General features: G+C 60.6%; 14 protein-coding genes. 5 read left to right on the top strand and 9 right to left on the bottom strand.

Translation table 11 applies throughout. From position 1 onward, the window contains the following. Positions 1 to 24: 24 nt before the first annotated feature. Both ACTG2W_RS12120 and ACTG2W_RS12115 read left to right on the top strand, forming a co-directional pair. On the top strand, positions 25 to 864 hold the full coding sequence (locus ACTG2W_RS12120; protein ID WP_042079777.1) for a PfkB family carbohydrate kinase: 840 nt from the start codon (positions 25 to 27) through the stop codon (positions 862 to 864). Between the two features lie 345 nt (positions 865 to 1,209). Further along, positions 1,210 to 1,662 carry an Rrf2 family transcriptional regulator gene (locus ACTG2W_RS12115; protein ID WP_005339654.1) on the top strand — a complete coding sequence of 151 codons (453 nt, stop codon included), beginning with the start codon at positions 1,210 to 1,212 and terminating at the stop codon, positions 1,660 to 1,662. 71 nt (positions 1,663 to 1,733) lie between these two features. Here ACTG2W_RS12115 and ACTG2W_RS12110 read toward each other — a convergent pair whose 3' ends face one another. Then, the gene (locus tag ACTG2W_RS12110; protein WP_005339657.1) at positions 1,734 to 2,255 is read right to left on the bottom strand and encodes a ferredoxin-type protein NapF; all 522 of its coding nucleotides are present in this window, start codon (positions 2,253 to 2,255) and stop codon (positions 1,734 to 1,736) included. A gap of 140 nt (positions 2,256 to 2,395) precedes the next feature. Between ACTG2W_RS12110 and ACTG2W_RS12105 the strand changes: the two genes are divergently transcribed. Both ACTG2W_RS12105 and rmuC read left to right on the top strand, forming a co-directional pair. Further along, positions 2,396 to 2,611, top strand: coding sequence for a hypothetical protein (locus tag ACTG2W_RS12105; RefSeq protein ID WP_005339659.1), 216 nt, complete (start codon positions 2,396 to 2,398; stop codon positions 2,609 to 2,611). After that, entirely contained in the window at positions 2,608 to 3,948 is a 1,341-nt protein-coding gene (gene rmuC / locus ACTG2W_RS12100) for a DNA recombination protein RmuC (RefSeq protein WP_106844309.1), read from the top strand. The genes ACTG2W_RS12105 and rmuC overlap by 4 nt, the downstream gene beginning before the upstream one ends. A gap of 150 nt (positions 3,949 to 4,098) precedes the next feature. Here the strand turns inward: rmuC and add are convergent, their stop codons facing one another. The 5 genes from add to glnA form a co-directional block, all read right to left on the bottom strand. Next, positions 4,099 to 5,100 carry an adenosine deaminase gene (gene add, locus ACTG2W_RS12095; RefSeq protein ID WP_128834720.1) on the bottom strand — a complete coding sequence of 334 codons (1,002 nt, stop codon included), beginning with the start codon at positions 5,098 to 5,100 and terminating at the stop codon, positions 4,099 to 4,101. 141 nt (positions 5,101 to 5,241) lie between these two features. Next, positions 5,242 to 6,660: a nitrogen regulation protein NR(I) gene (gene glnG, locus ACTG2W_RS12090; protein ID WP_128834722.1), complete on the bottom strand. Its 1,419-nt coding sequence runs from the start codon at positions 6,658 to 6,660 to the stop codon at positions 5,242 to 5,244. A gap of 9 nt (positions 6,661 to 6,669) precedes the next feature. Beyond that, complete coding sequence (glnL, locus tag ACTG2W_RS12085; RefSeq protein ID WP_005356202.1) at positions 6,670 to 7,725, bottom strand: nitrogen regulation protein NR(II); 1,056 nt, start codon at positions 7,723 to 7,725, stop codon at positions 6,670 to 6,672. An 86-nt stretch (positions 7,726 to 7,811) separates the two neighbouring features. Continuing rightward, positions 7,812 to 8,390, bottom strand: a complete 579-nt coding sequence (locus tag ACTG2W_RS12080; RefSeq protein WP_128834725.1) for a DUF4124 domain-containing protein — start codon at positions 8,388 to 8,390, stop codon at positions 7,812 to 7,814. A gap of 115 nt (positions 8,391 to 8,505) precedes the next feature. Beyond that, a complete protein-coding gene (glnA, locus tag ACTG2W_RS12075; protein WP_005339672.1) occupies positions 8,506 to 9,915 on the bottom strand; it encodes a glutamate--ammonia ligase in 1,410 nt (469 codons plus the stop codon). A 351-nt stretch (positions 9,916 to 10,266) separates the two neighbouring features. On the opposite strand from glnA, the gene typA reads away from it, so the two are divergent. Further along, positions 10,267 to 12,078, top strand: a complete 1,812-nt coding sequence (gene typA / locus ACTG2W_RS12070; protein ID WP_005339679.1) for a translational GTPase TypA — start codon at positions 10,267 to 10,269, stop codon at positions 12,076 to 12,078. A gap of 241 nt (positions 12,079 to 12,319) precedes the next feature. Here typA and ACTG2W_RS12065 read toward each other — a convergent pair whose 3' ends face one another. The 3 genes from ACTG2W_RS12065 to rsmB form a co-directional block, all read right to left on the bottom strand. Beyond that, on the bottom strand, positions 12,320 to 13,762 hold the full coding sequence (locus ACTG2W_RS12065; RefSeq protein ID WP_005341967.1) for a TrkH family potassium uptake protein: 1,443 nt from the start codon (positions 13,760 to 13,762) through the stop codon (positions 12,320 to 12,322). Between the two features lie 96 nt (positions 13,763 to 13,858). Continuing rightward, positions 13,859 to 15,235 carry a Trk system potassium transporter TrkA gene (gene trkA / locus ACTG2W_RS12060; RefSeq protein ID WP_346197682.1) on the bottom strand — a complete coding sequence of 459 codons (1,377 nt, stop codon included), beginning with the start codon at positions 15,233 to 15,235 and terminating at the stop codon, positions 13,859 to 13,861. Between the two features lie 87 nt (positions 15,236 to 15,322). After that, positions 15,323 to 16,615 carry a 16S rRNA (cytosine(967)-C(5))-methyltransferase RsmB gene (gene rsmB / locus ACTG2W_RS12055; RefSeq protein WP_440016232.1) on the bottom strand — a complete coding sequence of 431 codons (1,293 nt, stop codon included), beginning with the start codon at positions 16,613 to 16,615 and terminating at the stop codon, positions 15,323 to 15,325. Between the last annotated feature and the right edge of the window lie 18 nt (positions 16,616 to 16,633).

The following is a 16,633-nucleotide window of genomic DNA, read 5'->3' as shown; positions in this document are numbered from 1 at the left end:
CTATCTCCATCGTCCGAGGTCTCTATGTCCCGCATTCTGCTGCTTGCCAATCTCAACTGTGATCATGTGCTCTCCCTCTCCGAACCTCTGGTGGCGGGGGCCCGGCTGCAATATGTGGATCAGGGGCGCAGGCTGGGAGGTGGCGCTGCCAATACCGGCATAGGGCTGGTGTGGGCGGGCCACGAGGTGACCATTGCTTCCCGTATCGGGCTGGACGAGACCGGCGACTGGCTGCTGGAGCAGGCGGCCGGTTACGGGTTGGATTGCAGCCATGTGGAGCGCTTTGGCGGCGAGACCGGCGAGCTGCTGATCCTGGTGGACTCCACCGGCGAGCGCACCATACTGCGCCGCCCGCGGCGTCCCGACCTGCCCGGCGATCTGCCGCTGGAGGGGATCGACTGCCTCTATGTGAACTATCCCGGCACCGCCATCATCAGCTACATGCGCCAGATGCTCGGCAAGAGCTTCGTGGTGGCCCAGTATCCCAAGGGCGGCCAAGCGCGCCGTCCCTGCCATGTGCTGGTGGCCTCCCGCTCCGATCTCGGCGAGGTGAGCGACCCCTGGCAGCATGCCCGCCAGCTGGCGGGGGAGCAGCTCGAATGGCTGGTGCTGACCGAAGGAAAGGCGGGCGCGGTTGCCATCCACGGCGATGAGCAGATCCGGGTCGCCGCTCGGCCCGTCTCGGTGGTCGATACTACGGGGGCGGGTGATGCCTTCGCCGGCGGATTGATCCATGGTCTGGCGCGGGGCATGGCGATCAAGGATGCGTTGCAGTGCGCGGTGGACTGGGGCGCGTTTGCCGTCGCCTCCGAGAGCTCCATTCCCTCGGTCGCGCTGAAAAATTGGCTGAAACAGCCCCACTGAACCACCTTTCTGGCGGTCGATTCAGGGGCGGTTCGCGGGCCATATGGCTGCTGGTCGAAGTGGCTTGGTGAAGGAGACTATTCGGGAGATTTACCCGCCATAAAGCGGGTAAACGCCGGGCTAACCCGGCAAGTTTGCGATCAATCAAAGAAAGTGTCGATTTATGTGCATCTTCATCGACACCCGGTTGTGCTGCTCTTAACCTGTCACTCCGCAACTCAGATTAAGAGACAGGCCCTCCTCTGGCGAACCAATGGGCAAACAGAGGCAAACCGGTTGTCTCCTGCCTCTTAGCTCAATGTTGTCGTCCTGATTCCTGGCTTGTAGTAAGAGGCAAGTGCGACCATGCAACTGACACGATTTACCGACTACGCCCTGCGTACCCTGACCTTCCTGGCGGTTCAGCCGGGGGATCGTCTGTCGACCATTACTGAAGTGGCCGATACCTTCGGCATCTCTCGCAACCACGTGGTCAAAATTGTGCACCAGCTTGGCATCAAGGGGTACATCGAAACGGTACGCGGCAAGCACGGTGGCATCCGCCTCGGTCGCTCGGCGGTCTCCATCAATTTGCGGGATGTGGTGATGGACATGGAGCATGTGCTCTGTCCGGTCGATTGCAAGCGTGAAAACTGCCGACTCTCCGGCGGCTGCCGCATTCAGGGCATTCTGCGCCGCGCCATGAACGCCTTCCTCGAAGTGCTGGGTGAGTACACTCTGGCCGATGCGGTGCGCGATCCCAATCGTCTCTGCCACCTGCTGGGTATCGAGCAAGAGACTATTGTGACCATGGCCTGACGGGGCGTGGAATATCGAACAAGATGTGAAAGGGGCCTGATGGCCCCTTTTGCTTTTGTACGCGGGTGGTTTTAGCGACTGCCCGGCTGGCGGATCAGGGTGATGGCGCCGTGCAGGCAGGCGAGGCCGCAGGCACCGCAGCCATTGCAGGCATCCATATTGACGTTGATGCCGTCGGCTGTGGCCTTGATCGCCTGTTGCGGGCAGGCATCTTCACAGAGCAGGCAGTAGAAGCCCTGCCGTGCTTGGCAGCTCTCTTCAATCTGCACCCGGGTCTGCACCTGACGGCCCAGTTGCAGGTCGAGGGCGCCGGTGGGACAGGCTCTGGCGCAGCTGCCGCAGTAGCTGCACTGGCCGCAGGCGAGATCGAGTACCGGGGTACCGGCGATGGGGCTCCCCTCGTACTCCTCCTGGGTGGCCGGTTTGAGCAGACCGCGCGGGCAGGCCTTGAAACACTCGCCACAGCGGGTGCAGAGGGAGAGGTACTGGGACTCCTCAATGGCCCATGGCGGGCGCGCTTCATGGCAAACCACGGCGGGCTTGCGGGAAGCTTGCCAACCTTGTGTCAGCCAACGGAGGAAATAGTGAGTCATGCTCGCCCCTGATACCTATTAGGGGTTAATTTTATCGAAGTTTCGGGAAGCAGGCCAGAGAATAGCGGCCGTCAGGATCGCAAGCGCAGTTGCCCTTGTGTAAGCTAGGCGGGTCTTTTTACGTGGTTGAATGAAAACATATGTGGCTATTTCTCTGGCGTGCGTCCCTGCTCTATGTCTTTCCCCTGCTGATGTGGGCCTACTGCCGCATCAAGGATATCGAGTTCGCCGAGCTCGATACCGGCGTCAACACCCACAAGTGGGTGGTGCTGGCCGCCTACCTTATCTACGTGGTGCTCTGGATCCTGGTTAACCGCTATCTCGAACTCTTCCTGCGTCAGCGGAGCCGCAAATGATCGACCCCGGGCTCTGGGGGATCTTGCTGCCTGCCGCCGTGCTGGCCCTCGGACTGGGCTGGCTGATCGGGCGGCGGGCCGCCACGGCGCAGGCTCAGGAGCTGATGCTGGCGCAGGAGCGTTATCAGGTGCTGCAGGATCGCTTCGACGAGTTGCAGGATGAGCGGATGCAGGGCCAGCAGAAGCTGGATCAGCAGCAGACCCTGCTGATCAAGCTCACCGCCCGCCTCAAGGATGCGGAAGCGACCCTGCGCAGCGAACGGTTGGCCGCCGCCGAGAAGCTGCAACTGCAACAGGAGGCGGAGCAGCGCCTCAGTCAGCAGTTCGAGAATCTCGCCAACCGGATCTTCGAGCAAAACTCCGGCAACTTCCGCGAACTGAACCAGAACAGTCTCGATCTGCTGTTGAGTCCGCTCAAAGAGCAGCTGGAGGGTTTTCGTCGTCAGGTAGGCGAGACCCACGCCCAGGAGACGGCCCAGCGCCACAGCCTCAAGTTCGAGCTGGAGCGCCTCGCCGAGCTCAATGCCCGCATGACCGAGGAGGCGGCAGCGCTAACCCGCGCCCTCAAGGGCGACAGCAAGCAGCAGGGCAACTGGGGGGAAGTGGTGCTGGCACGGATCCTCAGCGAGTGCGGTCTGCGCGAAGGTCACGAGTACCACACCCAGGTCAATATCGAGGTGGAGAAGGGCAAGCGCTACCAGCCCGACGTGATCGTCCACCTGCCGCAGGAGAAGGACATCATCATCGATGCCAAGGTGTCGCTGACCGCCTACGAACGCTGGTACAACGCCGATGACGAGCTGGAGAAGGCGGTGGCGCTCAAGGAGCATGTCGCCTCGGTGCGCAACCATATCCGCGAGCTGGGCCGCAAGGATTACCAGCAACTGCCCGGGGTGCGCACCCTCGACTATGTGCTGATGTTCGTGGCGGTGGAGCCCGCCTTCCTCACTGCCATGGAAGCCGATCCCTCGCTGGTGCGTTACGGTCTCGACAACAACATCCTGTTGGTGAGCCCCACCAACCTGATGGTAGCGCTGCGCACCATCGAGAACCTGTGGCGCTACGAGCGGCAGAACCAGAATGCCCGCCAGATTGCCGAGCGGGCCGGTCGCCTCTACGAAAAGCTGCGGCTGTTTGTCGAGGAGATGCAGCAAATGGGCGGCAGCCTGCACAAGGCGCAGGAGAGCTACGACAAGGCGATGGGACGGCTGGTCAACGGCCGTGGCAACCTGATTGCCCAGGTCGAGCATTTCCGCGAGCTGGGGGTGGAGGTGACCAAGAGCCTGCCAGAGCCGCTGGTGGAGCGGGCGCTGGAACGCGACAAGGAGCAGGAGTAGTTTTTACCTGCACCGTCATCAGCCAAGGCCCAAACCCGGTTTGGGCCTTTTGCTATCTGTCAGCTGGCCAAGTGCTTACCCATCATCAGAAATCCGCAAAGCAAACGGCCCACCGAAGTGGGCCGTTTTTATTTGCAGTGCCGGTGTGTATCAGCGGCTGGCTGCGCGGGCGCTCAGTTCGGCTTTCTCGCTATCGCTCAGGAAGGCCAGGGTCAGGCCGTTCTGCTGGGCGGTGCGGATTTCGCTGGCGGTCATGCCAGCGGCCGGAGCAGCCACCTCATATTCGTGGGGCAGGTCGATGCCTTCCACCGCCGGGTCATCGGTGTTGAGGCAGGCCAGCACGCCGGCAGCCAGGAACTGGCGGATCGGGTGCTCGGTCAGGCTCGCTACCGTGGTGGTCTGGACGTTGGAGGTGAGGCAGGATTCGATGCCGATGCGGTGTTCGGCCAGATAGGCCATCAGGGCCGGATCCTGAATCGCTTTGACGCCGTGGCCGATACGCTCGGCGCCCAGCTCGCGAATGGCTTGCCACATGCTCTCGGGGCCAGCGGCTTCACCGGCGTGTACGGTGACGCGCATGCCTGCATCGCGCACCTTGCGGAAGTGGTCGACAAAGAGTTCGCCCGGGAAGCCCAGCTCGTCACCGGCCAGATCGATGGCGACCAGCTTGTCGCGGTGAGCCAAGCAGGCGGCCAGCTCCTGATTGCACTGCTCGGTGCCGAAGGTGCGGCTCATGATGCCGATCAGGTTGGTCTTGATACCGAAATCGCGGCTGCCCGCGACCACGCCGTCGATAATGGCTTCCACCACGCCCTGCGGGTGCAGCTTGTGGGCCATGGCCATATAGGCCGGGCTGAAGCGCAGTTCGGCATAGTCGATACCTGCGCGCAGCAGATCTTCCACGTTCTCGTAGGCGACCCGGCGGCAGGCGTCATAGTCAGCCAGCACGGCCACACCCCAGTCCAGTTTCTTCAGGAAGGCAACCAGACTCGGCTCGTTTTCGACGATCTGTACATGGGGGCGCAGCGCCTCCAGCTCGAAGGCGGGCAGCTGGATATTGTGTTGGCGACCCAGCTCGAGGATGGTTTGCGGGCGGATGTTGCCGTCCAGATGGCGGTGCAGGTCGGTCAGGGGGAGAGATCTGTCAATCATGGGGGCGCCCTCGTCGAGTCAGGTTTGAAAGCCTGCCATTCTAGGCGGGGCTTTCAAAAAAGATACCCCGTTTATGGTTAAACGGGGTTCTGGCGGGCGGTGATTTGTCAGGGCGTGATGGGAATCGTTTTTCCCCGGGACTCAGAAGAGATCGAGTTCCTTCAGCTTGCGGGTCAGGGTGTTGCGACCCCAGCCAAGCAGGCGCGCCGCCTCCTGCTTGTGGCCGTGGGTGTGTTCCAGCGCGGTTTCCAGCATGATCCGCTCGAACTGGGGCATGGCATCGGCCAGGATGTCTGTCTCTCCCAGCGCCAACTTGCTGGCCACCCACTCCTGCAACTGTTGCTGCCAGCAACCGGGCAATGCCGGTTGGCCCGGTTCGGCGTTGTGGGTGATGGGGGTGAGCAGCTCGGCAGGCAGATCGCCCACCAGAACTTCCTGCCCCGAGGCCATCACGGTAAGCCAGCGGCAGACGTTCTCCAGCTGGCGCACGTTGCCCGGCCAGGGCAGTCGGCTGATATAGGCCTGGGTATCCGGGTGCAGGCTCTTGGCCTCGACATTCAGCTCTTTGGCGGCGCGCAGCAGGAAGTGGCGGGCCAGCTGGGGGATATCCTCACGGCGCTCCTTGAGAGCGGGAATATGAATGCGGATGACGTTGAGGCGATGGAACAGATCCTCGCGAAACTCGCCATCGGCGACCCGCTTCTCCAGATTCTGGTGGGTGGCAGCGATGATCCGTACATCCACCTGCACCGGCTGATGGCCGCCGACCCGGTAGAACTGGCCATCGGCCAGCACCCGCAGCAGTCGGGTCTGCACATCCAGCGGCATATCGCCGATCTCGTCGAGAAACAGGGTGCCGCCGTCGGCCTGCTCGAAGCGGCCGTGGCGGATGTTGTTGGCGCCGGTAAAGGCCCCCTTCTCGTGACCGAACAGCTCGGATTCGATGAGATCTTTGGGGATGGCCGCCATGTTGAGGGCGATAAAGTTCTTGTGAGCACGCGGGCTGTGCTTGTGCAGGGCGTGGGCGACCAGCTCCTTGCCGGTACCGCTCTGACCGTTGATCAGCACCGAGATGCTGGAGCGTGACAGGCGACCGATGGCGCGGAACACCTCCTGCATCGCCGGTGCCTCACCGATGATTTCGGGAGTGGCGGTGGCTTCTTGCTGGCGAGACTTCCGCTTGGTCCGCTGCTCCTTGAGATGATTCTCGGCGCGGCGTACCAAGGTCACGGCTTCGTCGATGTCGAACGGTTTGGGCAGGTATTCGAAGGCGCCGCGCTGGTAGGCGTTGACCGCGCTGTCGAGATCCGAGTGGGCGGTCATGATGATGATGGGCAGATCGGCCTGACGGCGGTGGATCTGCTCCAGCAGGCTCAAACCATCGATGCCGGGCATCCGGATATCGGAGAGGATCACATCGGGCGAGCGCAGCTCAAGGGCGTGCAGCAGGGCTTCGCCATCGGCAAAGCTCTCGCAGTTGAAGCCTTCGCTGCCGAGAGTGCGCTCCAGCACCCAGCGGATAGAACTGTCGTCATCGACGATCCACACTTTGGCGGTCATGGGGTTCCCTTACTTGCGAAGCGGTAGAAAAATGGTGAATTCGGTGTGGCCCGGCCAGCTGATGCAGTCAATCCGCCCCTTGTGCTGGTCGATCAGGTTCTGGGCGATGGAGAGGCCGAGCCCGGTGCCCCCCTCCTTGCCGGTGATCATCGGGTAGAACAGGGTGTCGCGAATGGCATCGGGAATGCCGGGGCCGTTGTCGATGATCTTGATCTCCGCTGCCAGCCGGTAACGCTGGCCGTGGATGGTGATCTGGAACGCGGTGCGGGTCTTGATGCGGATAAGCCCGGTCTGATCCCCCAGCGCTTCGGCGGCGTTGCGCACTATGTTGAGAAACGCCTGCTGCAGCTGATCCGGCTCCATCTCGAATTCGGGGATGCTGGGGTCGTAATCCCGCTCGATGCGAACAGAGGGAGGGAGTTCGAGCTCCACCAGTCGGCGTACCTGCTCCAGCACCGAATGGACATTGTGCATCTGGTGACGGCCGGGGCGCTGGGGGCCGAGCAGCCGATCGACCAGTACCCGCAGCCTGTCAGCCTGTTCGATGATGATGCCGGTATATTCGCGCAGCGCCGGGTCCGGCAGCTCCTTTTGCAGCAGCTGGGCCGCGCCGCGCAGGCCGCCGAGGGGATTCTTGATTTCGTGGGCCAGCCCGCGCACCAGCTCCTTGGCCGCCAGCTGCTGGGCATGTTGCTGCTGCTCCTGACTGATCTTCTTCTGCTGGTCGATCTTGCGCAGCTCCACCACCAGTAGACGCTGTTCGTGGTCGGCCATCGGGGTCGCGCTCAGCTCCACCAGTCGCGGTTCTCCTTCCACCACCAGAGTCACTTCGCTGTCGGTAAAGCCCTGCCCTGAAACGAGGCACTGCTTGAGTCGCTGCAAATCGAGGGAGATATGTTCCAGCAGATGGGGCAGTTCGATGCCGATCAGCCGGCGTTCACTGAGGGAGAGCAGCTGTTCAGCCGCCGGGTTGACGAATTGGATGCAGAGCCGCTCATCCATCAGGATCACGGCGGTCAGCAAATTATCCAAGAGTGTTTTGGCGTTGTCCGAGCGGGTTGGCACAGGTTTCTCCCTAAAACGGTGCTACACACCTGTTATGCACCGATATGGTGCATAGAGTTTACCCGCATCGGTGCGCTATATCACCCCTAGTCGGCTTTGGGGGTGGGTTTGGGAGCTGGCGTCACGCTCGCTCTATGCAGGTAAAAGGTGACTGCACTGGATTTAGCAAGGATCGTACCGTCTTTGGCGAGCAGCTCGAGCTGAGCCTCGTGGGCGCCGCGATCGACGTTTTCGACCCGGACAGAGAGGCTGTTGCTGACGATGGGGGCGGCTTTGCCATCCAGGGTCAGGCGCACATCATACTGGGTCGGAGGTTTGGGGCTGATGGTGCCCTGAAAGACAATGTTGCCTGTGTTGTCGCGCAGGGTGCTGCCCTGTTCCGGGGAGAGCAGTTCGATGGTCAGCTTGGCTGCCTCTTTTTCTTTCTTGGCATCGGCGCCGGTCAGGCTGTTGAAGTTATCCACCTGCACCGATCTGGGCGCGTTGCTGCCCAGCAGCGGGGCGACCCGCAGATCGACCTCTTTGGCGTTTTTGCCGGGTGGTGGCGCATCCGAGTAGTGGGTGATGCCATTGCCATCGACCCAGGAGTAGACCTTGGCCGCATCCGCAGCGAACGAGGTCAGCAACAGGAGGCCGAGCACCCCTATGCCATGCTTGTTGTTCATCCATCTCTCCTTGACGGTATTTTGCTTAATCCTATCAGAGAAAAAACCCGCCAGATGGCGGGTTTTGTCACGATTAAGCAAGCTGACCAGATTTAAACGGCCAGTCTGCTGAGCCTTAGACGGAGTAGTACAGTTCGAACTCCAGCGGGTGCGGAGTCATGCGCACACGGTCAACATCCTGCTGTTTCAGTTCCAGATAGGAGTTGATGAAGTCATCGCTGAACACGCCGCCACGGGTCAGGAACTCGCGGTCAGCATCCAGAGCAGCCAGGGCTTCGTCCAGAGAGCCGGCAACGGTCGGTACTTCTGCGGCTTCTTCCGGCGGCAGGTCATACAAGTTCTTGTCCATGGCATCGCCCGGATGGATCTTGTTGATGATACCGTCCAGACCGGCCATCAGCTGGGCTGCGAAGGCCAGGTACGGGTTGGCAGCCGGATCCGGGAAGCGCACTTCGATACGACGGGCTTTCGGGCTCGGTACCACCGGGATACGGATGGAGGCAGAGCGGTTGCGGGCAGAGTAGGCCAGCATGACCGGTGCTTCATAACCCGGAACCAGACGCTTGTAGGAGTTGGTGGTCGGGTTGGCGAAGGCGTTGATGGCCTTGGCGTGCTTGATGATACCGCCGATGTAGTGCAGAGCCATCTCGGACAGACCGCCGTACAGGTCACCAGCGAACAGGTTGACGCCGTTCTTGGCCAGAGACTGGTGGCAGTGCATGCCGGAGCCGTTGTCACCGAACATGGGTTTCGGCATGAAGGTGACGGTCTTGTTGTAGGCGTGAGCCACGTTGTGGATCACGTACTTCAGTACCTGTACTTCGTCAGCTTTCAGCGTAAGAGTGTTGAAGCGGGTAGCGATCTCGTTCTGACCGGCAGTGGCCACTTCGTGGTGGTGAGCTTCAACGACCTGGCCCATCTCTTCCAGCACCAGACACATGGCGGCGCGGATATCCTGGGAAGAGTCGACCGGTGCAACCGGGAAGTAACCGCCTTTCACGAACGGACGGTGACCCTTGTTGCCATGCTCATAGGCAGTGCCGGAGTTCCATGCGGCTTCTTCAGATTCGATTTTCACGAAGCTGTGGCCCATGGTGTTGGAGAAAGTAATGTTGTCGAACATGAAGAATTCCGGCTCCGGCCCGAACAGCACGGTGTCAGCGATGCCGCTGGACTTCAGGAAATCTTCTGCACGTTTGGCGATGGAGCGCGGATCGCGATCGTAGCCCTGCATGGTGGCAGGCTCCAGCACGTCACAAACGATGTTCAGGGTGGTCTCTTCGGTGAACGGGTCCAGCTTGGCGGAGGCTGCGTCCGGCATCAGTACCATGTCGGATTCGTTGATGCCCTTCCAGCCGCCGATGGAGGAACCATCGAACATCTTGCCGTCTTCGAAGAAATCTTCATCAACCTGGTGAGCAGGGATGGATACATGCTGCTCTTTACCCTTGGTGTCGGTAAAGCGCAGATCAACAAACTTGACTTCGTGTTCCTGGATCAGGGCCAAAACGTTCTGGGCTGACATGCTAAGTAACCTCCGGTGTTAAAACTCTCTGGGTGAATGCGTCGTCGTATTCACATAAGCCAGTATCGTGCCAAGTTTGTGACAGCTTGATTTCAGGGCAATCTCGCTGAAGAGGCTCCCCAAAATCAGGCGATCTCGACTCGCGTTGCATCAATTTAGTGCGATGGTGGATCGTTTTGGTGCACTGTAATGGTGCGCGAAATACGGTCACTGCCCATCTAAGCAGGGTTTGTCAGAGAGGTCTATGATCCAGATCTGTTGTTATGCGCGAATGTACTGCAATTCTGCTAGGCAGATCACAAAGGCAAGAGTACAATTAGCGCCCAATTTTACCCGGTGATTGAGGCGAGAATGTTAGAGAATTTACGCAATATTGCGATTATTGCGCACGTTGACCACGGCAAAACGACTCTGGTTGATAAGCTGCTGCAGCAGTCCGGCACCCTGGACCGCTCCACGGAAGGCCAGGAACGGATCATGGACTCCAATGATCTGGAACGGGAACGTGGCATCACCATTCTCGCCAAGAACACTGCGATCCGCTGGAATGACTACCGCATCAACATCGTTGATACCCCGGGTCACGCCGACTTCGGTGGTGAAGTAGAGCGCGTACTGTCCATGGTTGACTCCGTGCTGCTGCTGGTTGACGCCGTAGACGGCCCGATGCCGCAAACCCGTTTCGTGACCCAGAAAGCTTTCGCTCAGGGTCTGAAGCCGATCGTGGTCATCAACAAGGTTGACCGTCCGGGTGCTCGTCCTGACTGGGTAATGGATCAGGTATTCGACCTGTTCGACAACCTGGGCGCGACTGACGAACAGCTGGATTTCAAAGTTGTTTACGCCTCTGCACTGAACGGTTGGGCCACCATGGATCAGGACGTCGAGTCCGAGAACATGGAGCCGCTGTTCCAGGCTATCGTTGACAACGTTGAAGCGCCGAAGGCTGATGCCGAAGGTGGTTTCCAGATGCAGATCTCCCAGCTGGACTACAACTCCTACGTGGGCGTTATCGGTATCGGCCGTATCACTCGTGGTCGCGTCAAGACCAACCAGCAAGTCACTATCGTTGGTGCCGACGGCAAGACCCGTAACGGTAAAGTCGGTCAGGTGCTGGGTTACCTGGGTCTGTCCCGTACTGAAGTTACCGACGCGCAAGCGGGTGACATCATCGCTATTACCGGTCTGGGCGAGCTGAAAATCTCCGACACCATCTGTGATAACGGTGCCGTTGAAGCCCTGCCGCCGCTCTCCGTTGACGAGCCGACCGTGAACATGACCTTCCAGGTCAACACCTCACCGTTCGCCGGTAAAGAGGGCAAGTTCGTGACCTCCCGTAACATTCTGGAGCGTCTGAACCAGGAGCTGGTCCACAACGTGGCCCTGCGCGTGGAAGAGACCGATGATCCGGACAAGTTCCGTGTATCCGGTCGTGGTGAGCTGCACCTCTCCATCCTGATCGAAAACATGCGTCGCGAAGGTTACGAACTGGCTGTGTCCCGTCCGGAAGTAATCCTGCGTACCGTTGATGGCGTTCTGCAAGAACCGTTCGAAACCGTAACTGTGGACGTTGAAGAAGCGCACCAGGGTTCCGTGATGGAGCAACTGGGTCTGCGTAAAGGCGAAATGACCAACATGACCCCGGATGGCAAGGGTCGTGTCCGTCTGGACTTCATGATCCCGAGCCGTGGCCTGATCGGTTTCCAGACCGAGTTCATGACCATGACCTCAGGTACCGGTCTGCTGTACCACACCTTCGACCACTACGGTCCGCACAAGGGTGGCAGCATCGGCGAGCGTCAGAATGGCGTGCTGATCTCCAACGCTACCGGTAAAGCACTGACTTACGCCCTGTTCGGTCTGCAAGACCGCGGTCGTCTGTTCATCGGTCACGCGACCGAAGTGTACGAAGGCCAGGTGATCGGTATCCACTCCCGTTCCAACGACCTGACTGTTAACTGCCTGAAAGGCAAACAGCTGACCAACATGCGTGCCTCCGGTACCGACGAAGCTCAAGTGCTGACTCCGCCGATCCGCATGACTCTGGAACAGGCTCTCGAGTTCATCGATAACGACGAACTGGTAGAAGTGACTCCGAAGAACATCCGTATCCGCAAGAAATTGCTGACCGAGCTGGATCGCAAGCGCTCTGGCCGTGGTTAATGCCATGTGCTGAGTCTCGGCAGCCCTTGCGGCCGCTGACGGTTCACTGATAAACGGACCCAAACTTCTGGTTTGGGTCCGTTTTTTTATGCTTGTGATCCGCTCTGGCCATCCTGATGAGCTCGTTCAGGCTATCCGGTAATGGGGCTGATGAGCGTTGAGCGAAGGTCGTGGGGATGGGTGAGATAAAAAAGCCGCAGCGGATGAACGCTGCGGCTTTTTGCTGGCTTGCAGTGAGGGATTACTGGCGCCAGAAGGAGGGGAAGAAGAGCACGGCGACCGTCAGGATCTCCAGCCGTCCCAGCAGCATGCCGAATGACAGCAGCCATTTGGCCGATTCCGGCAGGCTGGCAAAGTTGGTGCTGGGGCCGACCACCGGGCCCATGCCCGGGCCGACGTTGGCAACGGCGGTGATGGAGCTGGATATGGCCGTCAGAGGGTCAAGCCCGATGGCGCCCAACAGTGCAGCTATCACCAGAATGATGGCGAAGTAGGCCAGCACGAATGAGATCATCGAGCGGATGATGGCGTCATTGACCGTCCGGCCGTTGTACTTCTGGGGGAATACGGCAGAGGGGTGCATCAGCTGGCGCATCTGCTTTCTGAACAGGGCGAATGCCACCTGTACCCGGAAGATCTTGAGGCCGCCCGCAGTGGAGCCTGAACAGGCCCCAAGAGCCAGCAGCACGATGAAGACGATGCTGGCGAGCGGCCCCCAGGTGCCGAAGTCACCAAGGCCGTAGCCGGTGGTGGTGAGCACCGAGACGATGTTGAAGCAGCTGATGCGCAGGGCATCCCAGAAGCCGAACAGGTCTCTCTCCCACAGATAGAAGGTCATGATGACGGTGACCCAGACCACCAGCCAGAAGAAGCCGCGCACCTGGGCATCCTTGAACAGGCTGTTGTCCCTGTGGTTGAGGCTCTGCACATAGAGCAGGAAGGGCAGGCCGCCGAGGAACATGAATAGAGTGCCAATCCAGTGTGCCGAGTTGGAGAAGTGGGACATGGATTGATCGGAGGTGGAGTAGCCGCCGGTACTGAGAGTGGTCATGGCGTGGTTGATCGCCTCGAACATGTTCATGCCGCTGGCCCAGTAGGCCATGAAGCAGAGCATGGAGAGCACCAGATAGACCACGACGATGTTGTTGGCGACCGTCTTGGCACGCGGGGCGCTTTTGTCCGACCAGTCCGAGCTCTCGGTCTGGAACAGCTTCATACCGCCGACGTTGAGGTAGGGCAGCACGGCTACCGCCATCACGATAAAGCCGACCCCGCCCAGCCACTGCAGGATGGAACGCCACAACAGGATGCTGTGGGCCATGTTGTCGAGGCCGGAGAGCACGGTAGAGCCCGTGGTGGTCACCCCCGACATGGTCTCGAAGTAGGCGTCGGTGAAGTTGATGTGGGTGATGAAGACAAAGGGCAGGGCGCCGAAGGCGCAGGCCACCACCCAGACTGAGGTGGTGAGCAGGAACATCTCCCGCACCCCCAGATGAAACTCCGCCTTGCGACCATAGTGGAGGCAGAGCAGGGCGGCGCCGTGGGTGATCAGCACGGACTTGAGAAACTCGACAAATCCCTCTGACCCGGTGAGCAGTGCCAGCAAGGTGGGCAGCCACATGAAGAGCGCCAGCTTGGAGAGCACCAGTCCGAGGGTAAAGATAATGGGACGCAGCTTGATCATGTTCGATAACCTGGTCGTTGATTAACAAAAGACCCGGACCATCCCCTTGGGGGAGCTGAGCCGGGTCTGGTTTGACAGCCTGTGCGCATGAAGACGTTACAGGAAGAAGGGGCTTGGCTGGAACAGCCGCTCCACTTCCGGGATGTACTTCTTGTCCACCAGGAACATGACCACGTGGTCATCCTGCTGGATCTTGGTGCGATCGTGAGCGATCAGCACCTCATCTCCTCGCACTACGGCACCGATGGTGGTACCCGGCGGCAGCTTGAGCTCGCCTACCGTCTTGCCGACCACCTTGGAGGTGTTCTCATCACCGTGGGCAATCGCCTCGATCGCCTCGGCCGCGCCGCGGCGCAGGCTGTAGACGTTGGCGATATCGGCCCGACGCACGTGGGTCAGCAGGGCCGAGATGGTGGCCTGCTGGGGCGAGATGGCGATATCGATAGAGCCACCCTGCACCAGATCGACGTAGGCGCCGCGCTGGATCAGCACCATGGTCTTCTTGGCGCCCATCTTCTTGGCGAGCAGCGCCGACATGATGTTGGCCTCATCCTCGTTGGTCACGGCGATGAAGACGTCGATCTGGTCGATGTGCTCCTCGGCCAGCAGCTCCTGATCCGCCGCATCGCCACAGAAGACGATGGTGTTCTCCAGCAGTTCGGAGAGCTGCTCCGCCCGCTTCTGGTTGCGCTCGATAAGCTTGACGCTGTAGCGCTTCTCCAGCTGGCGGGCGAGACCGGCGCCGATGTTGCCACCGCCGACGATCATGATGCGGCGGTAGGGGCTCTCGAGGCGCTGCAGCTCCGACATCACGGCGCGGATATGGCCCGCCGCCGCCACAAAGAACACCTCGTCATCTGCTTCGATGATGGTGGTCCCTTGCGGACGGATCGGGCGGCCCTGACGGAAGATGGCTGCTACGCGAGTTTCGATGTTGGGCATGTGCTCGCGCAGGGTGGAGAGGGCATTGCCGACCAGCGGGCCGCCGTAGTAGGCCTTGACCGCCACCAGACCGACGCGGCCACCTGCGAAATCAACCACTTGCAGGGCACCCGGATACTCGATCAGGCGACGCACATAGTCGGTCACCAGCTGCTCAGGCGCGATCAGGTGATCCACCGGCACCGATTCCGGCAGGAACAGGCGATCCCGTTCGGTCAGATAGGCTGGTGAGCGGATCCGCGCCACTTTGTTCGGGGTGTTGAACAGGGAGTAGGCAACCTGACAGGCGATCATGTTGGTCTCGTCACTGTTGGTGACGGCGACCAGCATGTCGGCATCCTGAGCCCCCGCTTCGCGCAGCACTTTGGGGTGGGCGCCGTGCCCGTTGACTACCCGCAGGTCAAACTTGTCCTGCAGTTCGCGCAGGCGATCGCTGTCGGTGTCGACGATGGTGATGTCGTTGTTCTCCCCGGCCAGGTTCTCGGCCAGGGTGCCGCCGACTTGGCCGGCTCCCAAAATGATGATCTTCATAGGGAACGTCTACTCACGTTGAGGCTGTAAAGGGGAGCTCCAGAGCGGAGCTGGTGGCTCTCCCGAATGAGGTTTGTCATGCCAGGCTCAGAGCTTGACCAGTTTGGCGTAGTAGAAGCCATCCATCTCGGCTTCACCCGGCAGGAACTGGCGACCCGGGCAATCCGGGGTGTCCTGTTCGTGCAACGGTACCAATTTGGCATCTTTGGTCGCGGCAAGGAAGGTGCGGATCTGTTCGCGGTTCTCTTCCGGCAGGACAGAGCAGGTGGCGTAGAGCAGGGTGCCGCCGCTCTTCAGCTTGCCCCAGAGGGCATTGAGAATACGGCGTTGCAGCTCGGCCAGCTCGCGAATGTCCTGATCGCGGCGCAGCCACTTGATGTCGGGATGGCGGCGGATCACGCCGGTGGCAGAGCAGGGGGCATCCAGCAGAATGCGGTCGAACTGGCCCTCCGGCCACCACTGTTCCGGCGCCGCCGCATCGCCATGGATCACCTTGGCGGTGAGGCCGATACGGTTCAGGTTCTCCTGCACCCGCTTGAGGCGGTTTTCGTCGGCATCGACTGCAACCACGCCAGCCAGCTTGGGCTGACGCTCCAGCAGGTGGGCAGTCTTGCCTCCGGGGGCGGCGCAGGCATCCAGCACCCACTCGCCCGGTTGCGGGTCGAGCAGTGCCGCGGCCTGTTGTGCTGCACCATCCTGTACCGAGCAGTCACCGACCTCGAAGCCGGGCAGCTTGGTCACATCACAAGGACGTTCCAGCAGGATGCAATCCTCACCCTCTTCACCGGCCACGGCATTGATGCCGACTTCAGCCATGCGAGCCAGCATGGCATCGCGGCTCTGGCGCTGGCTGTTGTTGCGGATCCACATGGGGGGACGCTGGTTGTTCGCCTCCATGATGAATTCCCACTCATCGTGATAGGCCTGACGCAGGCGCTTGGTGAGCCACTCCGGATGACCGAGGCGAATGCTGGGAACACGGTCGATACGCAGCAGAATGACTTCGGCGCTGCGCTGGAAGTTGCGCAGCACGCCGTTGATGAGGCCACGCAGGGAGGTGCCCTTGAGCAGTTTGACGGCGTTGACGGTCTCGGCCACCGCGGCGTGAGCCGGAATGCGGGTGTAGATGAGCTGATAGAGACCGACCAAGATGAGGTAGTGGAAAATGCGGCTCTTGTTCTTGAGCGGCTTGTCCATCATCTCGTTAACTGCCGCATCGAGGCGGGGCAGCCAGCGCAGGGTGCCGTAGCAGAGTTCTTGCAGGAGAGCGCGATCGCGAGGTGCAACCTTCTCCTGGGCAGCAGGCAGAACAGCGGAGAGGGATTGACCCTGATCCAGCACCTGTTGAATAACGAGAGCGGCCTGTGCACGTGTTTTCATAGAGTTACCTTAGATGCG

Source organism: Aeromonas sp. 96A, assembly GCF_051919165.1.
In the GTDB taxonomy this organism is placed as follows: Bacteria; Pseudomonadota; Gammaproteobacteria; order Enterobacterales; family Aeromonadaceae; genus Aeromonas; species Aeromonas veronii.
This window is presented reverse-complemented; position numbering and strand designations above follow the sequence as displayed.

Coding starts and splice junctions, on each gene's coding strand:
- ACTG2W_RS12120 (WP_042079777.1), top strand. CDS start 25: ATGTCCCGCATTCTGCTGCTTGCCAATCTCAACTGTGATCATGTGCTC.
- ACTG2W_RS12115 (WP_005339654.1), top strand. CDS start 1,210: ATGCAACTGACACGATTTACCGACTACGCCCTGCGTACCCTGACCTTC.
- ACTG2W_RS12110 (WP_005339657.1), bottom strand. CDS start 2,255: ATGACTCACTATTTCCTCCGTTGGCTGACACAAGGTTGGCAAGCTTCC.
- ACTG2W_RS12105 (WP_005339659.1), top strand. CDS start 2,396: ATGTGGCTATTTCTCTGGCGTGCGTCCCTGCTCTATGTCTTTCCCCTG.
- rmuC (WP_106844309.1), top strand. CDS start 2,608: ATGATCGACCCCGGGCTCTGGGGGATCTTGCTGCCTGCCGCCGTGCTG.
- add (WP_128834720.1), bottom strand. CDS start 5,100: ATGATTGACAGATCTCTCCCCCTGACCGACCTGCACCGCCATCTGGAC.
- glnG (WP_128834722.1), bottom strand. CDS start 6,660: ATGACCGCCAAAGTGTGGATCGTCGATGACGACAGTTCTATCCGCTGG.
- ACTG2W_RS12080 (WP_128834725.1), bottom strand. CDS start 8,390: ATGAACAACAAGCATGGCATAGGGGTGCTCGGCCTCCTGTTGCTGACC.
- glnA (WP_005339672.1), bottom strand. CDS start 9,915: ATGTCAGCCCAGAACGTTTTGGCCCTGATCCAGGAACACGAAGTCAAG.
- typA (WP_005339679.1), top strand. CDS start 10,267: ATGTTAGAGAATTTACGCAATATTGCGATTATTGCGCACGTTGACCAC.
- ACTG2W_RS12065 (WP_005341967.1), bottom strand. CDS start 13,762: ATGATCAAGCTGCGTCCCATTATCTTTACCCTCGGACTGGTGCTCTCC.
- trkA (WP_346197682.1), bottom strand. CDS start 15,235: ATGAAGATCATCATTTTGGGAGCCGGCCAAGTCGGCGGCACCCTGGCC.
- rsmB (WP_440016232.1), bottom strand. CDS start 16,615: ATGAAAACACGTGCACAGGCCGCTCTCGTTATTCAACAGGTGCTGGAT.